The organism is Priestia megaterium NBRC 15308 = ATCC 14581 (assembly GCF_000832985.1).
In the GTDB taxonomy this organism is placed as follows: domain Bacteria; phylum Bacillota; class Bacilli; order Bacillales; family Bacillaceae_H; genus Priestia; species Priestia megaterium.
Genome location: NZ_CP009920.1, coordinates 574,208 through 599,208, shown reverse-complemented (window position 1 = coordinate 599,208; position 25,001 = coordinate 574,208). Strand labels below are relative to the sequence as shown.

Here is a 25,001-nt window from a genome sequence, read left to right as displayed (position 1 = left end):
TCTGATAATAAGGGAGGTCATACAAATGGATTTGCTTAGAAATATGAATAGAGCTTTACACTATATTGAGGAGAATTTAACGAATGATATCGACTTTAGAGAAGTAGCAAGGCTGGCTCTTTGCTCTGAGTATCACTTTAAAAGAATGTTTTCTTTTCTTGCAGGTATTACTTTATCAGAATATATTCGCCGAAGACGACTTACACTTGCAGCATTTGAACTTAAAGATAGTAACATTAAAGTCATTGATGTTGCGATCAAGTACAATTATAGCTCACCGGATTCGTTTACAAGGGCTTTTCAAAATCTACACGGTATAACTCCTTCGGAAGCTAAAAAAAATGGGAGTTCACTTAAAGCATTTCCAAAAATGACCTTTCAGTTATCAATTAAAGGAGGAAATGAAATGAATTATCGAATTGAGGAAAAAGAGGCCTTTCATATAGTTGGTATTAAAGAAAGAGTTCCTATCATTTTTCATGGAGTTAACCCAAAGATTGCTGCTATGTGGGAAAGCTTAAACGATGAAACAGTACGTAAATTAAAAGAACTTTCTAATGTTACACCATTGGGTTTGCTTAGTGCATCTCTGAACTTTTCTGAAGGGAGAATGGAGGAAAAAGGACAGCTGGACCATTATATCGGTGTAGCTACAACTAAGGATTGTCCCGATGATTTAGTACAACTTGAAGTGCCAGCTGGAATATGGGCTGTATTCGAAGCAGTCGGACCATTTCCTGAGACATTACAAAATGTATGGGGACGAATTTATTCAGAATGGTTTCCATCCTCAAATTATGAACAAGTAGAAGGGCCGGAAATATTATGGAATGAACATAAAAATGTAACGTCGCCAACCTTTAAAAGTGAAATATGGATACCGGTGTTAAAAAAGTAATGATGACTCCGTAATGAAGAGAAAAGGTAGAAAAAGCAGTAAATGTTCAAATTGGGAAGTTTACATTAGGTCAATTTAGAACATTAATAAGCGGGATTACGATTTTAAATGATTTTGGTAACATATTTTTATTTGTAGTGATATGTCTTTGTTTAATTATTTTTCCGGTTGTCCAATTCTTTTCAGCAAGGCGATATAGCAGCTAGATTGGTATAGACTATATAAACTATTTATTTACTGCAAAAAATTCTTTTTTATCCTAGAATTCAATAAGATAGAGCAGATTCCAAAGGGCACTGAGCAACTAAGAGAAAAAAAGAGGAATGATTTAAATAAACCCAAGTTTATAAAAAAATTGTTATCATCTATTGAGATAAGTAGTGAAATAAGTATGGAGCTAATGGCCGCAGTTATAACAGCGAACACAACACAACATACCATACTAGTTCAACTATATGCTTATGCCTCTTTTGATTCTTTACAATGGCATCAATTATGAAAGAAGAAGGAATTCCTAATACAATTCCAAATGGTGAAATTGAAGAACTGTTAACTAAATATCCCGGAGCTCCAAAGATAGAGCTGAAAGGGACTACCTATTATCCGTATCATCAATTCGTTGACTGGCTGTCGTCTAATGAAATTTATAAGGTGTAAAGGAGAGGAAGCATTTATTCTTTAAAGGCTAGATGCTTCTTTTTTGAAGATTGGATTCTAATGCTATCGTCACATTTAAAATGAAAAAGATGTCGCCAAGCATGTACTGGGGGATGACTACGGTTTTAGCCGTTGTTTTACATGGATATCAATACATCGTGGAAAAAGTAATTAGACAAACCAATGATTCTCAATCAAGATTACAAGCGCTTAAAGCAAATATCCAAAAAGGATCTTCTCATCGCTGAAGGTCGTTTTTTATTTCTGTAGGGGTCTATGACGTATTTATTTAACTCTTTTTATTTTCCATAATAAGTTTGTAATGAATGCGCTAAAAAAGCCAATAGAAATTAAACAAAAACCAGTTTGATACAAAATGAAATTCCAGCTGTCTTCAAAAGAAAAAAGTGTAATTCTTCCTGATTCTATAATATCAATACTAATAAATAAGAAAACGGTAATAAAATATATTAAAAAGAACTTTTTGTAGAAATAGCTTTTATAATCACTGCTCAATTTACTCACCTCAACTTAATTTTACGGCAAGTTTATCTATATGTTTATTGTTTTAATTAAAAGCGGCCTAATTTAGGGGGGATTATCATGAATTATAGCAAAGGCAGGTCTTTGTACTGCGGAGAAGGTACATGATGGTAACTGAAAGTACATACCATATTTATAAATTATAATTTTTCACCTATATTTAATTCTGAATATTTAAATTTATTTATATTTAAAATTGATATAATAGATATTAATAAAAATAGAAAGAGAGGAAGAAATATGTTTAATCAATATCCTATTGGGAAATTTACCGTGAAAGAAAATATTCAGAAAGAAGATATTCAAGGGTGGATTCATGACATTGGAGATGCACCAAAGCAATTAGCTGATGCTGTAGAAGGACTGACCAAAGAACAATTAGCTACGCCTTATCGAGAAGGCGGTTGGAAATTAAGTCAAGTTGTCCATCATTTAGCTGACTCCCATATGAATGCTTATACTCGTTTTAAATTAGGGTTAACAGAGCAAGCGCCTACTATTAAAGCATATGATGAAGTGGCTTGGTCAACTTTGCCTGATAATGATTTACCTATAGAAGTTTCTCTCCAACTTTTTTCAGCTTTACATAAGCGGCTTCATAAATTGTTAAACTCCCTTGATGAAAAAGATTTGAAGAAAATGATCCACCATCCTGAAAACGGGGAAGTGACGATTGAGCAATTAATAGCTACTTACGCTTGGCATGGAAAGCATCACGTTGCTCATATTACGACATTAAGAAATCAAAGAGGTTGGTAGAATGGCATTTAATTAACATATGTTAGAACCAAAAAAGCTTTTTTTAAAAGCTTTTTTGGTTCTAATAAATGACATTATACTAACTAAAGAGTATACAGCTTAAAAACAGAAAAACTCCCTCAATGCGTTAAGGAAGTTATCTCTAATCCTGAATAGTAATTCATTCATTCCTTATATAGCCATTATATTGTACGGTGATGACTTATTTTTATAAGCCATCAGATCTGACTTTTGAAACACCTAAGGCAAGGTTTTTCCACAAAGTTTGTTCAACCACTCCGGCGTCCACCGTACGACAATTAACAATGAGTATGACTTCCGAATGTTTGCCGCGTAAAAGCCGTTGATTTTTCCTGATTACTTTAAACATAAATAGTTTAATTCCTAGTCCTAAGATAAATCCGATAAAAGCACTAATTATTCCCCAGTAGATGGGGCCCCAGCTTAGTTTAAAACCAATGCTTGCACCAATGACTGAAAAGGCTGTGGCTAGAGCCATTCCTAGATCAATAAGAGAAATTCCATCTGCTCGATGAAGGCTATCAAAAAGCCGGCGATCTTCCGTTCGATTATTAAGGGGGACAATAAATATATCTTCTTTCTTTATCCCTTTTTTTTCTAGCTCTGAAACAGCTAATTCTATGTAACTGGAGTATTCAAATGTAGAAAAGACCTGCATGTTTTCACTCCACCTTTTTTTCTTGTCCCAATACAAAAGCTTGGATGTTGATACGTTTTCTCGTTCAGCTAACACGTATATTCTATTTAAATCAACGGTTGTCCGGTAACTATCCCATATAGCAAAAATATAAACGGGGATACAAATAAGAAGCCACCTTGTATTAAGCACTTCTTTTGCCATATCAATGTTTCCTTGGAAAGAATAAATCATGGCTAAATTTACATGAGATTTAATATTTATGACGACTTCCCATACGAACAACACAAAGCCGCGAAGGTATTTAGACAGTAGTAGGTGCCCAAACCCTGGAAAAGCCGCTGACCACCAAGCGATAATATAAGGATTTCTTAAATGGATTTGAGTCGTTCCAAATATACTGACATGAGCAATATAGCGTCTTGCACTATTGTCATTTTTATAATTATTCATTTACGATCGATCTTCCATGGCTTCGAAAAAAATATACTTTTTATACCTATCATCCATATTTAATATGGTCTTGTTCATTTATTTTATGCAGTTCATTGATATACACCTAATCTTTATCAAAATGAAGGGTTCTTTGACGAGAAAAAGCTCTTTATTTTTCCATAAAGAGGTGGTTAGATGCTTCACGGCGTCTTAACTCATTTGTTCAAGATATAGAAATATCTTCAATTTAGTTTTTATTTCATGAATCAAGAACTCTTTTCTACTTTTTCATCTAATGCTCTTATAGCTCCGATCATTAACCTGTTTAATACTGATTTGACTGTAAGACTAAGTAAAGTATGATACCATTTCCCATTTTCAAGGTCTTCTCCATCTAATTAAATTTGTCTTTTTTTCTGCCCAGAGTTCGATTAAAAACATTGGAAAGATGAATAAAATAATTTTATATATGATAACTAAGGGTTTATCGTTTTTTGTTAGTAGTTTCTCTTAAAAGATTATTATGTATTCCAGAATTAATTTGATACTGTTTATAGACGTACATTATGTCCACTGCCTTTTTATATTCAATACAACATAATAAAAAGGGAAAAAACTACTGCTCCTACGCAGTAGTTTTCATAGTCGTTGAAATATAGATGTTATTATATTGATAATGCTCTACTGCATCTTGAGTAGTTTGCTCTCGTTAGTGCTCTTTATTTGAGAAAGAACTGCTAATGTGGAATGAATCAGCAGTTCCTTCTTATAGCATGTTGTAGGATTGACTTAATGTGAAATTTTCACGTTTTATACGAATTTTATGATTAACAATCCGTGTTTTTTGACTTGTGAAGAGGTGGTGGAACTAACCAGCCTTTTTCTTTGTTAAGTCGCAAAAACTTTCCACCAAGAGCTACTTTTTGCATGTGAATTTGACCAAACATTGCTGCAATATCTTCGCGAATAGATTGGCCAATCAGTTGACTGCAAGCAACTAGACCAGCAGCTATATCCAGTGAAATAGCCGCAGCAACTTCGGGGTCTTGAACACGTGCACCTACTGGAATATCATCTAAACAAGCTTCTGGACGTTCAGGCGGAGTTGGAGGTAAAGCCACTCCATTTTCTTTTAATAGCTTTTCTACACCTTTCATTTCCTGCTGACATTGTTCAATCGTTTCTTGTACCAACTTATGTAGATCCTTGTCCCCTACATGATTTAGAAACGTTTGATAACCAGCTACTAATCCTTTCGAAGCAGAAAGAAACGACCATGTTCCAAATACTTCACCGTAATGCATCGGTTCATCTGTAGGATTTCCACTTAAAATACCCATTGTTATCCTCCTTAACATATTCATAATAATGTGCCACCTTTCTTACTATGCACATACTTAACGTTTCCATATGATGTTTTATTATTCTTTTAGATATAAAAAGGAATTTTATCAGTGAATACAATCCACTATTTTACGTATACTATTCAAGATGCCTATAAGGGCATCAGTCACAATACCCTTGTTATACAGAGAGCTGCCTTCTTTGGCAGTTTTTTTGTTTTGTCATGTTTTATGTGGCTTTCTACTTGTAATGATAAATAAAAAATGTCCATAATAAAAAGAAGAGTGGGTATCCACTCTTCCTTCAGCCATCACTTTATAAAGTTGTCTTAGAAACGTCCGCCGCCAAGTTGTTGCTCAGCTAATTGCACAAGACGCTTTGTAATTTCGCCACCTACTGATCCATTTGCACGTGCAGTTGTATCAGCACCAAGGTTTACACCAAATTCGCTAGCGATTTCATATTTCATTTGATCGATTGCTTGTTCAGCACCGTTTACTAATAATTCGTTACGGCTACCACTGTTGTTGTTTGCCATGTTGTGTCACCTCCTTGTTTTTCTTAAGTTTCCTAGGGGCCAAGAAGTATATACATGGTAAATGATGGGTGTTTATTTCCTTATCAGAATGACATACTAATTTTTAGAAACAACCGACACTGTAAAAAGTGGGATTAGATGTTTCATTTCCTTGTTATCTAAAAGTTGCCATGTGAGAAGAGGGTTGCAATTGCTATTGCAATCCTCTTTAGGGACGTATCAATGGTTATTTTTATACGAAACATAAAATTAAAAATGTAAGAGAGGAAGAGATTGTATTGTCAAAGACACGTCAGAAAAAAGAATACTGTAAAAAGTGCAGAAAAGAAACTATACATACCCTCACAGAAGATGCTTTAGAAATTAATTGTTACTGCCACGAATGTCATTCACAACACGATATCGTAAAAACATTTTTTTAATCATTTCTTAAAGTTTCATTCTCCAATAGACGAATAAATAACTACTTTTTTAGATATATCCATAGCTAAACTCCCTATTCGCCTTCGCTATTGAATTTCATTTTATACAATTATAGAAGCAGAGAAGAACGGGTAAGTAACCGGGAAGATTTTTAGTGGAGGTGAACGAGAAGTGAGGAGTAGGGAAAGAGATTTTATAACCATTGAAAATGAAAAAGGTATTGAAAAACAATATGCAGTTGAGGCTTTATTTGATATGAGAAATCAGACTTATGCTTTGCTGCAATCGAACGGAGAAGTACTGTTGATGCGCGTTGAAGATGAAAAGGGTGAACAATATCTTGTTGGATTGACTGATTCTGAGGAACGTGACTCCATTTTAGATGCTTATCAAATTGCTGTAGAGGCTACGCCTGCTGACGAAGAATTTCGCTAATATGATGAGGAGTAGTACGTTATGAAGGAGAAAATTGTAGATGCAACTCATTTGGAGCAAAAAATGCGGATTGAAAAAGTGATCAATGGAATGACCTTTACGAAAAATTTCCGGTCTGCTACGGCAGAAGAATGGTACGTATTTCTTCCAGGTTATGAAGATCCAAGAACAGGTGGAGCTGCAGGGAAAGCGATGATTCATTATAACCTTTATGGAAATAGAGATGTGTTTATCAACACTACAGTCATCTTAGATGATCCAGCGCTATTTAAAGGAGAAACCCATCCTCTTGTTTATGCAATTGCAGATGAACTTGTCAACAGGCTAGTTGGCTATGCTGATACCTTGCTTTCTGTCCATGCCGGTGAAAACTCGTTTGATGCAGAATATAAACAAAACAATCATTAATCTTGATTTTTTTCAATTAAATCTTCTCTTAAAAAGAGGCTGAGACAAACGTATTTTAAAAAGATCCGAACGGTTCATCGTTCGGATCTTTTTATTATGATGGTAAACGTAGGTTTCATATGTTTTGTTGCTTCTAGCGCCCGCCCGTGGAAAGCGAAGTCTTGTATGGAAATCAATAGGGGTGTCAATCCACACTTGCCCTTTAATAACATAGGCAGGATACATTTCATTATCAATCATATAATGAGCGATCCTTTCATGAAGCTCCATAGCTTCGTTGAATTGCTTTTAATATTTTGCGAACTTTTGGTGCTGCCGTTCCCGTAAGGGCTATCTATCTAAACAATGATTGTTCAATTTTTTGAATGTTTTAGAAAAAGAGGTCAGGGTATTACAATTACCATAAACGAATTAATTGATATAAACCATTTTTTTACTAGAAGGAGGAACTGCTCATGACAAAAAATGTGATAGGTACGTATGATAATGAAGAAGATATTGTAACCGCTATTCAAAACTTAAAGACACAAGGTTTTCAAGAGAAGGACCTTTCTCTTGTAACCAGCAAAGATATCGATAAAGAGGACTATTCGAGAGTAGAAAGCAGAGAGGGAATTGACGTCAAGAAGGTTGAAACCGCAGCACAAAATCACCAGGATGAGTCGATTATGGATAAAATTAAACATATGTTTTCACCAGATCACCCTAAAGAGATTCGTAGTGATAAAGCAAGAGTAGAAAAGCGTTTAATTAACTTAGGTGTCCCTCTTACAGAAGCAGGACCTTATGCAGATGATCTGCAAAAAGGAAAAGTATTATTGCTAGTAAAAGCTAATAGAGAGACAAAAACAAATCAGTTCTTAGGAAGTAGAGAAGATTCTCCTTTTGCAAAGGGTGACTCCGTTTATGATAAATCATTATACGGAGAACATCGTAAGCATGAATAGGTAGGAAGAAGAATAAAATTCGAGTTTGTGGGCAAACTAAGAACATAGGAACCCCAACTCCTCATCTTTCATTAAGTATGTGTTTTTTAAAAGCTGCTCATTTGAGCAGCTTTTTCTTTTTTAGCGGAAATATTAGTATGAAAGCTAACTTGTATGAAAGCTTAAAAGGAGGGGAAGCTAAGTAAAAATGAGCGTTGATACGGAGGAACGGAAAATTGCAAAAAAAGAATCGATTAACATCTCCTGAAATTGCAAATTTATGGACACACTATATCCGTGAAACTTTATCTGTATGTGTAAATAAATATATGCTTCACACGATTCAAGATCCTGAGATACATAGCCTTTTTCAAACGGCTCTTCACTATTCATTTAAACACATAGATGCTTTAAAAGCATTATTTAAGAAAGAGAAGTTTCCTATTCCTAAAGGATTTACAGAAGAAGACGTAAACTTAGAAGCTCCTCCTCTATTTACGGATGTTTTGTGTCTTAAATCCCTTTATATGATGAGCACACACGGACATAATGAAATGAGTTTATCATTTGCGACTTCCTTACGCCCAGACATTGTAGATTTTTATTATCAATGCAACCTTGATGCGATGGAGATTTATAAAAAAGCTAAGGACCTTCTTGTTTCAAAGCAACTTTATCAGCAACCACCTACTTACATAACACCGAACAAGGTGGAAATGATTGAACACTACAACTATGTAACGGATGTATTCGGTAAACAGAGACCGATAAATACAATTGAAAGTGGACATGCTTATTTTAATTTAAACAAAACATTTATTGCCAAAGCGATGATCCTCGGCTTTTCACAAGTTTCAAAAAATCAAAACGTACGAGCATTATTAGAAAAAAGCCTGCAAGTAAAAAACAAACACATTGATGTGTTTTCATCCTTATTAACCAAAGACAATCTTCATCTGCCTAAATCATGCGAAACAGAGGTTACAAATTCCAATATTTCTCCTTTTTCAGATCGGCTTATGCTTCTTCAAACGGGTTTCTTTTTTGGTGTAGCAGTTACTTATTATAACGCAGCTCTCATTGCAAGTATGAGAGCTGATATTTCAGCACACTGTGAAAAGGCGGCCTTGGATAGCTTGTGGATTTATAGCCGTATTGGGAAAGATATGATTGATAATCAGTGGATGGAACAGCCTCCCCAAGCAGACGACCGTAAAAGGTTAGATGATTAGAAAAACGTTCTTAATAAATTAATGTTTAATCCTCCGAGCATGCTACTAAAGGTGATGTAAATCATTATTCCATATAGGGTTACGTGTAAATAGAAAAGACTACTGTTCAGGGAGCAGGAGTTTTTTTGTTTTTAGGATGTATCTTCTATACACTCTTAGTTAACATATATAACTTTAGATTGTTAAACTAAGAATATTTTTCAGTATTATCCATTAAGGATCAGGAATCTTGTGACTATTCTCTAATAAATATATATCTAATATATTTCTACTAATTAAATATTCGTGTTAGGAATTATAACCAAGTTGTAGATTATTTGTATAAGTTGTTGTTATTGTAGGAATAATTATTTGAAAATTTAGATATTATATTAGATTTATTATTCATAACATACATACTTACTTATTCTTTATTATTTTAAAACCAATCAAATAGATAAAGGAGAGGATATATTTGAAGAATAATTATTTATATCGAGAGAAAAAAATAATGACTATGAAAACTGTTACTGAAATGACCGGATTGTCTGAGAGACAAATTCGTTATTATGAAACTCAAAAACTTATCTTTCCTGAACGTACCTGTTCTGGTACCCGCAGGTATTCTTTTTCTGATATTGAGAGATTAATGGATATTGCAGAAAAAATAGAAGATGGAGTTCTTACACGAGAAATTCGAGATGATCTTTATAAAAGAAGAAAAAAGGTATTAATACAAGAAACAAAACGATTATAGGTCAACTAAGAACTTATTTTCTACAAACCTAATTAAATAATTTTATCAAGATTAATGATTACTATTACATTGCTTAAAATAGTTTAAAATTCTTTCTTCGCTATACTTTTTTCAATTTCCAGAAGGCTGAATTATATATGAAGGAGATAAATGATATGAAAATATTTATAAATCGGGTTATAAAAAACATTACTTGTATAGTTGAATTTGTTTATCTATATATGATGCTCTCTTTTATAGAATTACAGGCTGCTTTACTAAAATCATTGCAAATAAAATAGTCTTTTACCTTAAAAGATTCATAATATATACATCTTTAAAGATGTATATATTATGAATCTTCCTACTCGTTGTGGTTCTAACGTAAAAATTGAGGAGCGAAAATTAAGAGCTGATCAATAATTTTATATAAATATAAAATGAATTTTCTTCTCTTATAGAAATTATTCCTTAGTTTGTTTTAACCATCATTTTTAGTTCTGTACGAGCTTAATTAAAATCAATATGAGATCTTGTCGCAAAGCGCTGACTATACAGAAGCAAGGAAGGGTGCAGTTACTCTTCGTTAGGGAATAAAGCTTGAACAAGAACTGTTATAAACTCATTCAGAGGAAGACCTTCTTTCTTTAGGATGGTTGAAGTTACTTAATTATCTAAGAAAAGTCCTTCTTTTTTGTACTTATTTATTTACACAAGATATTTTATACTATCTTACGCCTTTCTTTTAATTTCAAACGACAAGGTTTATTATTAAAAACCTTATTTTTGACAAATAATATATTTACTTTAAATTAAAGGAGGGAAGAACATGAAGATTTTTCTAGCAATAATTATTGTCTTTTTATTATCTACTTTAAACCTCTTGCTAATGGATTATCTATTAGGTTTTAGTTTTTATGATTCATTTCTGCACCTTCTAAATCCTTTTTGGGTAATGAGTAATGCTGAATATATCATGTTAGCTGCACTTTTTCTTATTGTCATTGGTCAACAAATTTTTATGATTATTAAAAAAAAAGAGAAACGATACCGTTCTAACTAGTTTTTTTCTTCACATAGTTCCGAATGAGGGAGACAACCAGCATAAACAAAGGAATAATAATCAAAAAAGGAACATGAAGATATTTTAATGTAATAGTAAACCCTTCTTCTAAATGCTCTGAAAAACTGGAAGATATTGTCATGGAGAGAAAGATCAAAATAAAGCCCATGGGAAGAATGATTTGCTGACGGTTCTTCACCTTAAATAAATCAGTAATTCCAAGGATAGCTCCATACATAAAAATAGATGCTTTGAAAAAAACGGTCATTAACAGGGTGAAAACTACAATTGCGTCCAGTCTTTCAATAAAATCAAATAGATTAACTTTTCCAATCGTAGCCAAGGTAGGAAATGTAGATCTTTGCATTACATCCAAACCTAGCACCGACATATTTAAAGCAGCTGTCCAGCTTAGGATTAACCCACTTGAAATTAATGCAGATAACCACACCTTTTTTATTAGTTTAGGACGATTTAAATATGGTAGCAGCATCGTAAATACGAGCATTTCACCAAATGGAAAAGATACAACAGGAGGAAACGCTGTAGTTAAAATGGGTTTCCACCCGTGTTCAAGAAAGGGGCGGATATGATTTAAACTAACATTTCCAGATACAAGAACAAAGAAATTAGCTCCTAGCCCAAATAATAGCAGGATGACAATAAATACTTCTGCTGTTCTACCTATTACTTCTATCCCTAGATAAATGACATAACACATAACAAGAATAAGCGATAGATTAATTGCTAGTAATGGGGTTTCTGGTAAAGTAGACGAAGTCAATAAGTCCCCGAAATCACGTACATTTCTAGCTGCAATATACAAGAAGAACAAACAGTATAATAATCCAAGCACCCAGCCAAAGAATTCACCAAATATTTTTCTAACATATCCAGTAAGGGGAATGGTCGGATATTGACGAAATAACATATAGTAAACAAAGAATAAGAGTATGCCTCCTCCCATTCCCAGAAGGATAGCAAGCCAGGCATCTTTGCCAGCTGGAATTCCATAACTGACAATGAGAGAAGTACCCAAGTCGAAGATAAACATAAGGGCGAAGAGTTGTGTAACACTTATTTTTGCTTTCTCCATCTTTGAGGCGTCTCCTTTCTTTATTATGTTTGACCTTCGGGCTTTTTTAATTATTTACTAAAAGTTTTCATAATGATTAGTAATAAAATTAGTTTAAAACCATTGCTTGTTCATTTTCTTGTAAAATGATTGCGGATAACAGAAACTACTAGCATGAGCATAGGAACAACAATTAGAAGAGCAAGCGAAAGGTAATGATTAAGGAAGCCTTCTTCTCCTTGTTCTGAAAAACTGGAAGCCATAGCGAGAGATAAAAAAATGACAATAGTTCCGATTGGGAGAAGAATTTGACGGTACGTTTTTAATTTAAATAAATCAGCTATTCCTAAAACCGCGGCATATAGATAAATAGATGCTTTGAAAAAGACGGTAATCAACAAAGTGAATACCACAATTGCATCTAATCTTTCAATAAAATCGAATAGATTGACTTTCCCAACTGCTGTCAACGTAGGGAATACAGATCTTTGCATCACATCTACACCAAGAACGGATGTATTTAACAAAACGGTCCAGCTTAGAATCATCCCGCTCGAAATCATAGCTGCCAACCATGCTCGCTTTGCTAATTGAGGACGGTTTAAGTATGGTAATAGCATTGTAAAAGCAATCATTTCGCCGAACGGGAAGATGAGAAGGTGGGGAAAAGCCGTGGTAAAGATAGGCTTCCATCCGCGTTCAAGAAAGGGACGTATCTGGTGAAAATCAACATCTCCTGATACAAGAACAAAAAAATTCCCTGCCGCTCCAAGTAAGAGTAAGACAACCATAAATACTTCTGCTGTTCTCCCTACTACTTCTATCCCTAGATGAATGACGTAGCATATCACAAGCACAAGTGTAAGGTTAATGGCTAGTAAGGGAGTTTCCGACAGAGTAGATGAAACCAATAAATCCCCTAATTCACGTACATTTCTTCCGCAAATATACAAAAAATGAAGACAGTATAATAAACCAACTATCCATCCCAAGTATTTACCAAATAGTTCTCTTATATATCCAGTGAAGAGCAAGTTGGGATATTGGCGATATAAGAAGTGAAAAATGTAAAATAATACGATTCCTCCACAAAGGGCTAGGAGAATAGCAAGCCATGCATCTTTTCTGGCATTTGTCCCGTAACTAACCACTAATGCCGTTCCCATTTCGAAGATAAACATGAGAGCAAAGAGTTGAATGACACTTAATTTTGCTTTTTCCATTCGTCTCTCAACTCCTTCCTTTACCCTTTATGATTATTCTATTTGTTTATATAGGACTTGGTTGTCATACCTGTCCGACGAATAATAGCTTGTACATTCACATGAACTTCTGTTTCTGGAAAAATGTCTTTTTCCCATGAATTATTAATGTTGTTCCACACATGCTTATTTGCTATATTAACCGTTTCACCAAAATTGAAGATATCACTTTTTTGCTTTTGAGCTTTTTTTACTGCCAATAGTATTTCCTGTTTAATCTCTTCTTCTAATTGTTCATCTAGTTGGCCAAGAGCTTGTGATTTGGCAAGATCTATAGAGCAATTATTTTCTAAGACTGTCCCTTCTGAGTGAACAGTAATATAGATAGCTGGTTTCTGATGTTTGAATGTTACATGGGTAGCCGATTTAGAACGCGAAATTTCAATTGCAATGGCATCCTTTTTCTTTCCGCAATTAAGGTTCATCACGGTTCGTTTCATTTCGTTCGTAATCCATGTCACTCCTCGTGCAGGAGGCCCATCCAACCATTTTTTTAACTTTCCATTTTTAAAAAGAGCAATCCCTTTAATTTCAATGTTTGCACTTGGAGAAACTTGTTGTGTATTTGTTGTTGCATTTCCACTCTTTTTCTCCCCATTAATCTTAACACCTGTGACTGCTACGCTTCCTTCTTTTAACCCCTGAATCACTTGATCTGCACGCGTACTTTTATAGGTTCCCCAGTCGTCTTCAGAAGATTTTAAAGCATTTCCAATCTTTGCAGAAGGGATGGCTTCTAATGATGTTGTGACTTCTAGCGTTTCTTTCGCTGTAATATGTCCTCTTGCAATTAAAACTGGAAAAAGGACCCGAAACTGGCTATCCCGTTCGATCATATCAAATAAATCTTCAATTCCTTGGTTCGCTACCTTCTCGCTGATTACTAAAATTTGAAGGTGAGGAAAGAAAAGCTCTCCAGGTGACTTTGTTGAAATCTTTCGAAGGGTCTCGGCAAGGGTACTTCCTGTTTCAGTAAAGGTTGTCACAGGCGAAGCTTGAACTTTTCCTCCTTGTTGGCCACCAGCTACTTGCGAAGGATTGATAATTTGAACCGTAACTCTATATCTGTTCTTTACTTTGTTGCTGCCTTTATCAATAGCCATTCCTGAAACGATACTTAGCTGCTGTAGTTCTTCTCTGTCCCAGCAGCCTGACAAGAAGACTAACAATACGCAAAGCAAAAGAAGTATCAATGATCTATGTCTCATCAGAATCCCTCTTTGATTCTTGATTTTTCATCTGTCCATTCCTTGGTGAAGGCCCGCGATTTTGATTAGGGTCTGTTCGCTTCGTTTTCACCTGACTAATTAAACGGGGGCGTTTAGACATAAAAGGTAAAGGAAAACGGAAGATGGAATCTTTCTGATCAGCTAAAATGGCAGGGGCAAAAGGAGCTAAGTACGGAATACCAAAGGAACGCAAGCTGCACGTATGAGCTACTAACATGATTACTCCTAATCCAATACCATATAATCCAAAAAAACTAGCTAAAATCATCATTCCGAACCGAAGTAAACGAGTAGCATCCGTCATTGCATAATGAGGAATGGTAAAGCTTGCGATAGCCGTAGCTGCCACGACAATAACCATCGCGCTGGAAACAATCCCAGCTGAAACAGCTGCTTCCCCCAATACAAGAGCCCCGACGATGGAAACAGCCTGACCAACGGGACGCGGCATACGAACACCAGCTTCTCGCAATACTTCAAAGGTAAATTCCATCAATAGCGCTTCTATAATAATTGGAAATGGAATATTTTGACGCTGGGCTGCCAAATTAATCAGCAACGGTGTTGGAATTAATTCTGGATGGAAGGAAAGAAACGCAATAAATAAAGATGGGCCAAGAAGAGTAATTAAAAAAGAAATGATTCTCAATATGCGCAAAAAGCTAGCCATTGTCCAACGCAAATAATAATCCTCCGCCGTCTGGAAAAATTGATTCCAAGTCGCAGGGACAATAAGAGGCGTAGGTGTTTCATTCACAAAAATCACGACTCTTCCTTCTAATAGATTTCCTGCCACCACATCGGGTCGTTCTGTGATAAAAACAGTTGGCCAAGGTGTCCAAGTTTCATCGGAAATCCATTCTTCAATTGTATTCGAGCCTTGAACTTCATCTACTTCCATTTTACCTAATCTTTCTTTAATTTCTGTAAGAAGCTTATCGTTGACAATGCCTTTTACGTACATCATCCCAACGCCAGTTTGCGTGATTGTTCCTATTTCCTTCGTTTCTAACCAGAGGTTTGGGCTCTTAATACGACGGCGAATCATTGCTGTATTAGTGATAAGGGACTCTGTAAAGCTATCTCGAGGGCCTCGAACGGACGATTCTGCCACGGGTTCTGAAATGGCTCTAAGATCTCCTCCTTGCGCGGCACAGGCAAAGCCACGATTCCATCCATCAACTAAGACAATTGTTTCGCCGGATAAAAGATGGAAAAAAAGTTTATCGAAATTCGTTATCTCTCCCACATTCGTAATAGTTAATATATGTTCTTTTATGTAAATCCCTAATTCGCTTGGTCCATAAGGGGCTTCCTCTTTAATCATCTCTACATCATTCATTAGCCTTTCTATAATGGAGTTTCCTAAAATTTCTTTATCCGTTAATCCATTTATATAAATAGAAGCTACTTTACATAAAAAGGGCTTCCCCATTTTAAAATCTCGAACCACTAAATCTCCACTGTTGCCTAACGAATTCTTTACTTTTGTTAGATTTTCAGCCAAAGATGAATGAAGAGCCTCATCATTCGAAGTGGTTTCTTCATACTGAGGGGGCATTTTTTTTGGTTTTCTGGCTTTTTTTATCAGGCGATTCCAGGCGCTGTTCATATTTTAATAACCCTCCACTTTTGTATGTCATCGACTGAAGAGGACATTGGTTTTTCCAATATTCACTAGTAATTTTTCCTTATATTACTTTTTTATACATTCATTCTTCCTTCATTAACCTGTTCCAAAGGAAAGTAGCTAACACAACATAAAAGTTACTACAGTGTGATAACTGGATTGAGATTGAATAGACCTGCCAATATCTCTATTCGTTAGAGCGTTTTGGGAAAGCCTGTAAGAGTAGAATGCCATCAAAAAAGAGGATGAGGGTGAGGCAGTCATTACAGTTTTGGATATGCTATTGTTGGATACAGCTCAGTAATAAGGCTAGGCTAGTACTGGAACATTTATTGCGGATTTAATTCTACAAATTCTGTTTTAGGTGCTCCTAAAAGAAAGAGAGCGTATTCGCAAGCATCAAGGAGAGGGAATTGAGGCTGCGCTGAATAAGAGGATAACTTTTGAAAGACTTAAAGCTGAAGTTAGCTAGGAGTTTATGGAAGTTTATAAATGAAGGAAATAAAATTAAACCAAAACTGTACAAGTCATGAAAGAAGAAAAAATGAAGAAAACAATATTTTATAAAGTAATAAAGCAATATGAAAGTACTTTAAAAAAGATCATTTTATAATAGAAGAAACTCACCAAAAAGAAGCCTCTGCTATAATTAGCAAAGGCTTTCAAAATTATGAGAATCACAATTAATAGGAACACCTTAAAAGACATTTTTGAAGTTATAAGCCTATTTATTATATTTTTCCTGATTCTAAGCAGTAAGTTTTGAATCGTTCCTATCTTTAGATGCTTGATTCTTGTTCCGTAAAAGAAATGCACCAAATAGAGTAAAGATAGTGACAATAACCCCCATGATTAAGTATGTTTGACGAAAACCAATTGAATCGTATAGATTTCCTACGATAGGAGAGAGTATAACAGCTCCTAGCTGCATCGCGAATTGGTAGCCAACCAAATATAAAATTGAAGAGAATTTTGTATCAAAATGTGTAGCCAGATATTTAAACACAGAAACGATGATAATGGCAAACTCTGGTGCGTTAAGAAGCTTAATAAATGAAATGCTGTATGGATCTGATACTAGACCTGAACCTATTACGCGCAAAATCATAATAATTCCCGCTAAAATTAAACCTCCTTTAGGACCTACTTTACGGACAATAAATGGAGCAACTAATAACATACCGGATTCTAAAAAGACCTGACCTGCATTTAAGTAACCAAATATTTGGTTTCCTAATTGTTCTGTTGGAAACAGAGAGGCATAATATACAGGAAATTGCTGGTCAAAAACATTATAAATACAGCCCGTCCCGAGCATAAAAATCATAAAAATCCAGAAATCTTTTCGTTTAAATAAACTGCCCAAATCTTGCACAGAAAGGGACTTTGCCTTCTTTTCTTCGATAGTGGATACTTCTACTTTTGTAAGGAAAATAACAAGTAATAAGAGAATGCCTGATCCCGATGCAATCCAAAAGTTGATATCAGGGTTAATGTTAAGCATTCGTCCTCCAATAGCAGCTGCCACGGCGGCCCCTATTGATCCCCAAAGTCTTGCACGACCGAATTCAAACTCATACTTTCTGCCAACTTTTTCGATATATGACTCGATAGCTGAGATACCAGCTAAAAAAGTGATGGCAAGATAAGACCCGCCTGTCAGGGCTCCTATCCAAAAATTCCAGTTTAAAAGAGGTTGATAGATGAAAATGAGAAATGGTCCAGATAAAATAACTAAAATTGAAATGAAGTATAATAAATTTTTTCGTAAGCCCAATTTGTCAGAGATATATCCATAAAGCGGTTGGAAAAGCATAGTGAAGACAGCGTTTACAGAAAAAACAATACCCGTTTGTGCTCCGGAAAGGTTAAGGCTTTGTCCCAACCAGATAGCAAAAAAAGTGAAAATAGAGGCAATAGATAAGAAGAACAAGAAAAAGAAACTGCTTAGCTTCCAGTAAAGTTTATTGTTTTGCATATTTAAATCCCCTTTGCTGTTTATGTATCTAAATTTTATTTAGAAAGCGTTTTCGATTTGATTGTATTATATATGGTACCGATTTCATATGTCAACAAGAAATTAATTAACAAAAATGCCCTTTAAAAAAGGTTTTTTTAAGTATAATGTGTTTTTTGAGTGTGGTACTGGTTTCTTGCTTATAAAATAAATCTTTTTAAGTATGCTGGTTTATTAATCATGAAACATTTTATATAAAAAGGTTCTATTTTAAAGAGTCACAGCGATTTTACTGATATTCTTATTGAACACACGATATAGTAGAGATGCAAACGAATTCATTCATTGCATTTTGGCTCTTTTTTAACGTAAAATAAGTATGAAACTGATTTCAGTTAGTGATGGAGTGATAAATAAATGCCTACCATATATGACGTAGCAAAATTATCGGGGTTATCAAAAACAACCGTTTCCCGTGTTATAAACAATCATTCATATGTTTCAGAAGAGAAAAAAAATCTGGTGCTAAAAGCAATGAAAGAGCTTAACTATACCCCGAACCCTTCGGCAAGAAAGTTAAGAGGACAGGTAACAACTACAATTGGTGTCATTGTACCAAGAATCGTAAATCCATTTTTCTCTTATTTAGTCGATTCAATTGAACAAGTTGCTTATAAAAACGGCTATCACGTATTAATCTTTCAAAGTAATGAAGATAAAGAGAAAGAATTGGTCTTTTTAAATTTACTAAAAACAAAGCAAGTTGACGGAATTATTATGACCTCTATTGAAAATGACTGGAGTATCATAGAACCGTTTACTGAATCTGGTCCTATTTTGTTATGCAATGAATATGTAAACAACGCAAATGTTCCAATTGTTCGATTAGATCAATACAAGGGTGCGTATATAGGCGTAAAGCATTTACTTGAAAAAGGCCACCGGAAAATTGGGTACTGTACAGGTGGATTGTTTGCAGAGGAAGGCAAGGACAAGGACCGTAATCAAGGTTATCAAAAAGCACTTCAAGAGGCAGGGATCGAGCCGGATCCAAAATGGATCTTTGTTAATCAACACAGTATTGAAGACGGAAAACAAGTAGTTAAAAAAATCCTGTCAATGGAGGATCGTCCAACGGCTATATTTACAGGGAGTGATGAAATTGCCGGGGGAATGATGATTGAAGCCAAAGAGTGCGGTCTAAAAATACCTAATGATTTGGCTATTATTGGCTTTGATGATCAACCTCTTGCGCAAATGTTAGATCCAAAGCTAACAACTATACGACAACCTATTGATCAGATGGGGATTAAAGCAATGGAAACTCTTATTGATATGTTGAATGATTCTGAAGTGAAAGTGGAAACTTTTGAACTTCCAATCGAGCTGGTTGTTCGAAGTTCAACGTAATGGGAGATATCAGATGAAGGTGAGAGCTGGATTTATTCGTTCTCACCTTTTTTTGAAAAATTTTCAGAAAAGTTGTTGAAACCGTTCCCATGATGTAATACAATGAATTTATCTTAAATGAGAAGGGTTATATCAGACTTTTTAATAGCATAAATTTTTTTAACCATATATGGTATCGGTACCATATGAACGAAGAATAAGTACATAATTTTAATATAAAAATACGGGAGCTGATAAAAATGGTTCAACTAAGTGAAAGAATGAATGAAGAAAGCGCTACAATAAAGAATAGACAATGGTGGAAGGAAGCAGTTGTATATCAAATTTATCCGAAAAGTTTTTATGACTCTAATGGTGACGGAATTGGTGACTTAAAAGGAGTTATTCAAAAATTAGATTACTTAAAAGAGTTAGGTATCGACGTTATTTGGTTAAGCCCAGTCTATCAATCACCAATGGACGATAACGGATATGACATCTCTGATTATCAAGCAATTGCAGAGGAATTTGGCTCTATGGAAGATATGGATCTATTAATCCATGAAGCTAAAAAAAGAAATATAAAGATTATTATGGACTTAGTAGTTAATCATACTTCGGATGAACATGAATGGTTCATAGAATCAAAAAGTGATGTAAATCATCCTAAAAGAGATTGGTATATTTGGAGAAACGGAAGAAAAGACGAGGCCCCGCCTAACAATTGGAAATCTATTTTTGGCGGTTCGTGCTGGGAGTATGATGAGCAAACCGGACAGTATTATCTTCATGCATTTTCTAAAAAACAGCCTGATCTTAATTGGGAAAACCCTGATCTTCGAAATGCCGTTTATAAAATGGTCAGATGGTGGTTAGATAAAGGAATTAGCGGCTTTAGAGTAGACGCCATTACATTTATAAAAAAACGACAGGACTTTGCTGATTCGCATGATGGAATGAATGTAATTGAAACCAACCAACAAGGCATTCATGAATTTTTAAGTGAACTACGTAAAGAAGCTTTTACTTCACATGATATCTTAACCGTGGCAGAAGCACCTGGGGTATCATACAAAGAATTGCCTATTTATGCGGGGGAAGACGGGCATTTTAGTATGCTTTTTGAGTTCGATCATGTCGATTTAGATGTAGGAAAAGAAGGAAAATGGTATGAACCTTATAATTGGAATCTGCTTGATTTCAAAAAAGCCATTTCTGACAGTCAAACGTTCTATAACAACACAGGGTGGGGAGCGCTTTATTTAGAAAACCATGATCAGCCTCGTTCTTTAAACAAATTTATTAAACCAGAAGATATAGGACCTATTCCAGCTAAAATGTTAGCTACCGTCTATTTCTTCTTAAAAGGAACGCCATTTATCTATCAAGGGCAAGAAATTGGAATGACAAATGTACAGTATCCATCAATTGAGCATTATAATGACTTGGCTTCAATCGATCAATATTACTCTGCGCTGAAAGAAGGCTTCTCAAAAGAGGAAGCATTAGCAGCGATTTGGAGACGCAGTCGTGATAATTCTCGAACACCTATGCAGTGGAATCATTCTGAATATGCAGGATTTAGCCAAGGTACACCGTGGCTAGAGATAAATTCTAATTACTCTTTTATTAACGTCGAGAATGCTTTAAAAGATCATAATTCTTTATTTTATTTCTATAAAAAGTTAATTAGTTTAAGAAAAAGCAGTCCATATTCAGATGTTATTGCTTTTGGTAAATACGAAGACATGTTTAAAGATAGCCTGCAAATCATGGTCTACACGAGAGAGTTGAACGATAAAAAAATAGCGGTGATTGCTAACTTTGATAATAAAGAGTTGACTCTAAACTTAGATTTTAATATAAAAAATGTTATTTTATCCAACTATGATTATTTAGAATTACACCTAAACCAGATAAAATTACGACCTTACGAGTCCATCGTTTGTGAAGTCGATTTATCATTTTAATCTGTTTTTATCACAATTGACTGATTCACGTATAGAAAGGTAGGGTGAAATCTTTTGAAAACATTAAGAAATCAACATCAAGAAAAAATCTCAAAGGCAATAGAATCTGTGTTAAACGAGCAGGAGTCTGTTGATCAGAATCATTGGCGACTACAATACCATGTGTCTACACCAGCATTCTGGATGAATGACCCAAACGGATTCAGCTTTTATAAAGGTGAGTATCATTTGTTTTATCAACATCATCCTTACTCTCCCGAGTGGGGGCCAATGTATTGGGGGCATATAAAAAGTAAGGATCTTACTTACTGGGAACACCTTCCTATCGCTCTTGCTCCGAGTGAAGAATACGATAGGGATGGATGTTTTTCAGGAAGTGCAATTGAAAAAGACGGGAAGCTTTATGCAATGTACACAGGGAATGTGTGGACAGGGGATAACTATGATACGGACTTACGACAGGTTCAGTGTCTTGCTGTAAGCGAAGACGGCGTTCATTTTAATAAAGTACCTCAAAATCCAGTTATTGATTTAGCGCCTGAAGGAGATATTCACCCTTATCATTTTAGAGATCCAAAAGTATGGAAGAAAGACGACTATTATTATTGTGTTCTTGGATCACGTACAAAGGATCATGAAGGGCAAGTTCTTTTGTATTGTTCAAGAGATCTGTTGAATTGGGAGTTTATGAATGTAATGGCCAAAAGCCAAGGAAATCTTGGTTTTATGTGGGAGTGTCCAGATCTTTTTAGTCTTGATGGACAAGACGTGCTTGTCATGTCACCTCAAGGAATGAAATCAGAAGGGGATCTCTACCATAACTTACATCAAGCTGGATATGTAAAAGGGAAATTGGACTATAAAACAGGGCTGCTTCAACACGAAGACTTTCAGCTTTTGGACTACGGGTTTGACTTTTATGCTCCTCAGACGGCAGAAGATGAACATGGCAGACGCATTATGATAGCGTGGATGGCTATGTGGGAAAGCAGCATGCCTGAACAAAAACACAATTGGGCAGGCGCAATGACTATTCCGCGTGAGCTTTCTACTAAACAAGGGAATATAATTAGTAAACCAATTCCAGAGCTTAAGCAGCTTCGTCAACATCACGTGCAGTATAAAAATATCACGGTTAACGGAGAACAAGAACTTGCAGGTATTTCAGGTGATTGTTACGAACTTGAAGTGGAAATTAACGCAAAAGCTGCTTCACAGTTCGGAATAAAAGTGAGAACAGATAATGACACTCACCAGGAAACGCTCTTAACTTATGATAGGCTAGAAAGTTTGTTTATCTTTAATCGTGATAAATCAGGTGAAGGTGATGGGGGAATAAGAAAAGCACCTGTTGGATTAAATGATAATCACTTGCATCTTCATCTGTTTGTTGATAAATCTTCCATCGAAGTTTTTATTAATGAAGGCGAGAAAGTGATGACGAGCGGAATCTATCCCGCAGACAATGCAAAAGGTATTTGTTTCTTTGCAGATCAAGAAATTGAATTGATTACCTTAAATAAATGGAACTTAAGCAAGGGCGTTTCTCCACTGATTTTTTAAAGGCTAATAGGAATTGGATAAAGATAGTAGCCAAGCAACGTAAAAGAAAGAAATTACAACAATTTATGTAACTAGATTAACTTGAAGAACAGATCCCCTTAAGGGGATCTGTCCCTTTTATATGTACATTAATATCTTTATTACATGGAAAAGTGCTTTTTTTGATTACTGTTATCTTTTATAAATAGTTTTATAAAGAATAGAGGGTAAATCATCAAGTATAAATTAAAAGCCCACCATGTTAAATCGAAATCCTTAATAAATGCCCAATATGCGATGGCCTGTAGTCCTGAGCAAAATGTTAAAACTAAAGAAATTAAAGCGTATCCCTTCCATGATTCCTTATTTAACTTATATAAATATAGACTAAATAATCCAGTGAATGAAATAAGAATATCTAGAGGGAAGAAAGACCAATTCCAAGCTATGATTATGCGATTATTATAATCTTTAAAAGCCGCACTTTGAGGTATAAGCTGAAAATAAGTAGCAATCCAATAGATAATAAATCCTATATCTGTGACGAGAAAAAAAGGTTTTAAATATTTCATCTTTTTATCTAATGTGTTCTTCTAAAGTGGATTTACTAGCATTAGCTTCTTTTTCCCCAGTCATATTTAATGTCACTACACCGATAATGATGAGAGCTATAGCAACGATCTTTAGCAGACTTACACTTTCATTGAAGTACATAAATCCAATTAACGTAATAATTATAATCCCCATACCTGACCAAATAGCGTAAGCAATTGAAACTTCTATACTTTTTAACGTTAATGTCAAAAAGTATAAACTACAAATGTAAAAAAGTATAAGCAATACACTTGGTATAACTTTGGTAAAACCTTCTGATAATTTCATGGTCGTAGTTCCAGCAACTTCAAAAAGAATAGCTAAACATAGATAAATCCAATACAACTTTCTTCGCCTCCTTATTTTTTACAAAAAAGCTTAGGTGATGATTTTTATCATAAAAATACTCATAGATAACAAATAAATATAACTTTAAATACCTTATAAGTATAAGTTTACCATATTAGGATTTTTATATATAATCTATAGATGTTGTTACTTATATATTTTGAGGAGGAGAAAAGAAATGAAGAAAACGTTTGTCGCATTAATTCTTGCTTTATCCCTGGTTGTATCTGCATTAGGAATTCAGCCTTCGAATGCTAAAGCTGAATCAAATCACAATCCGGTTGTTCTTGTTCATGGAATCAGCGGTGCGTCCTATAACTTTATTGCTATCAAAAACTATTTAATTGCTCAAGGTTGGGATCGCAATGATCTTTATGCTATTGATTTTGTAGATAAGACAGGCAACAATTTGAATAATGGACCTCAGCTTGCTCGATACATTGATCAAGTGTTGAAAGAGACGGGAGCTAAGAAGGTAGATATTGTTGCTCATAGTATGGGCGGAGCAAACACGCTGTATTATATTAAATATCTAGGGGGAGGGAATAAGATTGAAAATGTCGTGACGTTAGGAGGAGCGAATGGTTTAGTTTCTTCGACAGCACTCCCAGGTACAGATCTCAATCAAAAAATTCTTTATACGTCGATCTACAGCATAAATGATCAAATTGTTGCTAATAGTCTCTCTAGGCTGCAAGGAGCAAGAAACATTCAACTTTATGGCATTGGACATATTGGATTGCTTTCAAATAGTCAGGTTAACGCGTACATAAAAGAAGGGCTGAATGGCGGGGGACAAAATACAAACTAGTTATTTTTCAGGTGAACAAGGCAGGATCGACTTTTATATATTTAGAATCAGAATGTTTGCCTTTGTGTTTCACCAGCATGTACCCGATGAAACAATCGAAGTCAAAGCAGCTCCCGCGCCGAAATAGAATAGAGTGCTAAAAGTACCTCAGTTAATCAAG

General features: G+C 34.9%; 24 protein-coding genes. 14 read left to right on the top strand and 10 right to left on the bottom strand.

Annotation, left to right across the window (positions count from 1 at the left end):
- Positions 1 to 25 precede the first annotated feature (25 nt).
- From BG04_RS03810 to BG04_RS03800, 4 genes are all read left to right on the top strand, one after another.
- Positions 26 to 898, top strand: a complete 873-nt coding sequence (locus tag BG04_RS03810; protein WP_034649732.1) for an AraC family transcriptional regulator — start codon at positions 26 to 28, stop codon at positions 896 to 898.
- A 483-nt stretch (positions 899 to 1,381) separates the two neighbouring features.
- Entirely contained in the window at positions 1,382 to 1,555 is a 174-nt protein-coding gene (locus tag BG04_RS30255; RefSeq protein ID WP_230586515.1) for a hypothetical protein, read from the top strand.
- Positions 1,556 to 1,605: 50 nt separating this feature from the next.
- Positions 1,606 to 1,803, top strand: coding sequence for a hypothetical protein (locus BG04_RS30250; RefSeq protein WP_136461678.1), 198 nt, complete (start codon positions 1,606 to 1,608; stop codon positions 1,801 to 1,803).
- A gap of 535 nt (positions 1,804 to 2,338) precedes the next feature.
- A complete protein-coding gene (locus BG04_RS03800; RefSeq protein ID WP_034649735.1) occupies positions 2,339 to 2,857 on the top strand; it encodes a YfiT family bacillithiol transferase in 519 nt (172 codons plus the stop codon).
- Positions 2,858 to 3,065: 208 nt separating this feature from the next.
- Here BG04_RS03800 and BG04_RS31750 read toward each other — a convergent pair whose 3' ends face one another.
- The 3 genes from BG04_RS31750 to BG04_RS03780 all read right to left on the bottom strand — a co-directional run bounded on the left by BG04_RS31750 (position 3,066) and on the right by BG04_RS03780 (position 5,832).
- The gene (locus tag BG04_RS31750) at positions 3,066 to 3,968 is read right to left on the bottom strand and encodes a hypothetical protein (protein WP_115648244.1); all 903 of its coding nucleotides are present in this window, start codon (positions 3,966 to 3,968) and stop codon (positions 3,066 to 3,068) included.
- A gap of 809 nt (positions 3,969 to 4,777) precedes the next feature.
- A complete protein-coding gene (locus BG04_RS03785; protein ID WP_013058453.1) occupies positions 4,778 to 5,290 on the bottom strand; it encodes a DUF3231 family protein in 513 nt (170 codons plus the stop codon).
- A 332-nt stretch (positions 5,291 to 5,622) separates the two neighbouring features.
- Positions 5,623 to 5,832: an alpha/beta-type small acid-soluble spore protein gene (locus BG04_RS03780; RefSeq protein WP_034649738.1), complete on the bottom strand. Its 210-nt coding sequence runs from the start codon at positions 5,830 to 5,832 to the stop codon at positions 5,623 to 5,625.
- 594 nt (positions 5,833 to 6,426) lie between these two features.
- Between BG04_RS03780 and BG04_RS03775 the strand changes: the two genes are divergently transcribed.
- From BG04_RS03775 to BG04_RS03745, 6 genes are all read left to right on the top strand, one after another.
- Positions 6,427 to 6,690, top strand: coding sequence for a DUF1292 domain-containing protein (locus BG04_RS03775; protein WP_034649740.1), 264 nt, complete (start codon positions 6,427 to 6,429; stop codon positions 6,688 to 6,690).
- Between the two features lie 21 nt (positions 6,691 to 6,711).
- Positions 6,712 to 7,098, top strand: a complete 387-nt coding sequence (locus BG04_RS03770; RefSeq protein WP_034649743.1) for a hypothetical protein — start codon at positions 6,712 to 6,714, stop codon at positions 7,096 to 7,098.
- A gap of 455 nt (positions 7,099 to 7,553) precedes the next feature.
- Positions 7,554 to 8,045, top strand: coding sequence for a general stress protein (locus BG04_RS03760; RefSeq protein WP_230586516.1), 492 nt, complete (start codon positions 7,554 to 7,556; stop codon positions 8,043 to 8,045).
- A gap of 215 nt (positions 8,046 to 8,260) precedes the next feature.
- Positions 8,261 to 9,256 carry a DUF3231 family protein gene (locus BG04_RS03755; RefSeq protein WP_034649748.1) on the top strand — a complete coding sequence of 332 codons (996 nt, stop codon included), beginning with the start codon at positions 8,261 to 8,263 and terminating at the stop codon, positions 9,254 to 9,256.
- A gap of 454 nt (positions 9,257 to 9,710) precedes the next feature.
- Positions 9,711 to 9,992: a MerR family transcriptional regulator gene (locus tag BG04_RS03750; protein WP_095378573.1), complete on the top strand. Its 282-nt coding sequence runs from the start codon at positions 9,711 to 9,713 to the stop codon at positions 9,990 to 9,992.
- An 808-nt stretch (positions 9,993 to 10,800) separates the two neighbouring features.
- A complete protein-coding gene (locus BG04_RS03745; protein WP_034649750.1) occupies positions 10,801 to 11,034 on the top strand; it encodes a YczF family membrane protein in 234 nt (77 codons plus the stop codon).
- Here BG04_RS03745 and BG04_RS03740 read toward each other — a convergent pair.
- The 5 genes from BG04_RS03740 to BG04_RS03720 form a co-directional block, all read right to left on the bottom strand.
- Positions 11,027 to 12,130 carry a GerAB/ArcD/ProY family transporter gene (locus BG04_RS03740; RefSeq protein WP_034649752.1) on the bottom strand — a complete coding sequence of 368 codons (1,104 nt, stop codon included), beginning with the start codon at positions 12,128 to 12,130 and terminating at the stop codon, positions 11,027 to 11,029. The two genes, BG04_RS03745 and BG04_RS03740, sit on opposite strands and share 8 nt — an antisense overlap.
- A gap of 110 nt (positions 12,131 to 12,240) precedes the next feature.
- On the bottom strand, positions 12,241 to 13,332 hold the full coding sequence (locus tag BG04_RS03735) for a GerAB/ArcD/ProY family transporter (protein WP_034649754.1): 1,092 nt from the start codon (positions 13,330 to 13,332) through the stop codon (positions 12,241 to 12,243).
- 38 nt (positions 13,333 to 13,370) lie between these two features.
- Positions 13,371 to 14,579 (bottom strand): Ger(x)C family spore germination protein, encoded by a 1,209-nt coding sequence (locus tag BG04_RS03730; protein ID WP_034649757.1) that lies wholly within the window; start codon positions 14,577 to 14,579, stop codon positions 13,371 to 13,373.
- Positions 14,569 to 16,212, bottom strand: coding sequence for a spore germination protein (locus tag BG04_RS03725; protein WP_034649760.1), 1,644 nt, complete (start codon positions 16,210 to 16,212; stop codon positions 14,569 to 14,571). The genes BG04_RS03730 and BG04_RS03725 overlap by 11 nt, the downstream gene beginning before the upstream one ends.
- A gap of 766 nt (positions 16,213 to 16,978) precedes the next feature.
- The gene (locus BG04_RS03720; protein WP_034649762.1) at positions 16,979 to 18,208 is read right to left on the bottom strand and encodes an MFS transporter; all 1,230 of its coding nucleotides are present in this window, start codon (positions 18,206 to 18,208) and stop codon (positions 16,979 to 16,981) included.
- A gap of 396 nt (positions 18,209 to 18,604) precedes the next feature.
- Between BG04_RS03720 and BG04_RS03715 the strand changes: the two genes are divergently transcribed.
- The 3 genes from BG04_RS03715 (at position 18,605) to BG04_RS03705 (ending at position 23,109) form a co-directional block, all read left to right on the top strand.
- The gene (locus BG04_RS03715) at positions 18,605 to 19,597 is read left to right on the top strand and encodes a LacI family DNA-binding transcriptional regulator (protein WP_034649765.1); all 993 of its coding nucleotides are present in this window, start codon (positions 18,605 to 18,607) and stop codon (positions 19,595 to 19,597) included.
- Positions 19,598 to 19,836: 239 nt separating this feature from the next.
- Entirely contained in the window at positions 19,837 to 21,546 is a 1,710-nt protein-coding gene (locus BG04_RS03710) for an alpha-glucosidase (protein ID WP_051975560.1), read from the top strand.
- 54 nt (positions 21,547 to 21,600) lie between these two features.
- The gene (locus BG04_RS03705) at positions 21,601 to 23,109 is read left to right on the top strand and encodes a glycoside hydrolase family 32 protein (RefSeq protein WP_034649768.1); all 1,509 of its coding nucleotides are present in this window, start codon (positions 21,601 to 21,603) and stop codon (positions 23,107 to 23,109) included.
- A 140-nt stretch (positions 23,110 to 23,249) separates the two neighbouring features.
- On the opposite strand, the gene BG04_RS03700 is transcribed toward BG04_RS03705, so the two are convergent.
- Both BG04_RS03700 and BG04_RS03695 read right to left on the bottom strand, forming a co-directional pair.
- Entirely contained in the window at positions 23,250 to 23,660 is a 411-nt protein-coding gene (locus BG04_RS03700) for a YvaD family protein (protein WP_034649771.1), read from the bottom strand.
- Positions 23,661 to 23,664: 4 nt separating this feature from the next.
- On the bottom strand, positions 23,665 to 24,027 hold the full coding sequence (locus BG04_RS03695) for a DMT family transporter (protein WP_016765090.1): 363 nt from the start codon (positions 24,025 to 24,027) through the stop codon (positions 23,665 to 23,667).
- Positions 24,028 to 24,208: 181 nt separating this feature from the next.
- Here BG04_RS03695 and BG04_RS03690 point away from each other — a divergent pair, with 181 nt between their 5' ends.
- Positions 24,209 to 24,841, top strand: a complete 633-nt coding sequence (locus BG04_RS03690; protein WP_016765089.1) for an esterase/lipase family protein — start codon at positions 24,209 to 24,211, stop codon at positions 24,839 to 24,841.
- Positions 24,842 to 25,001 lie beyond the last annotated feature (160 nt).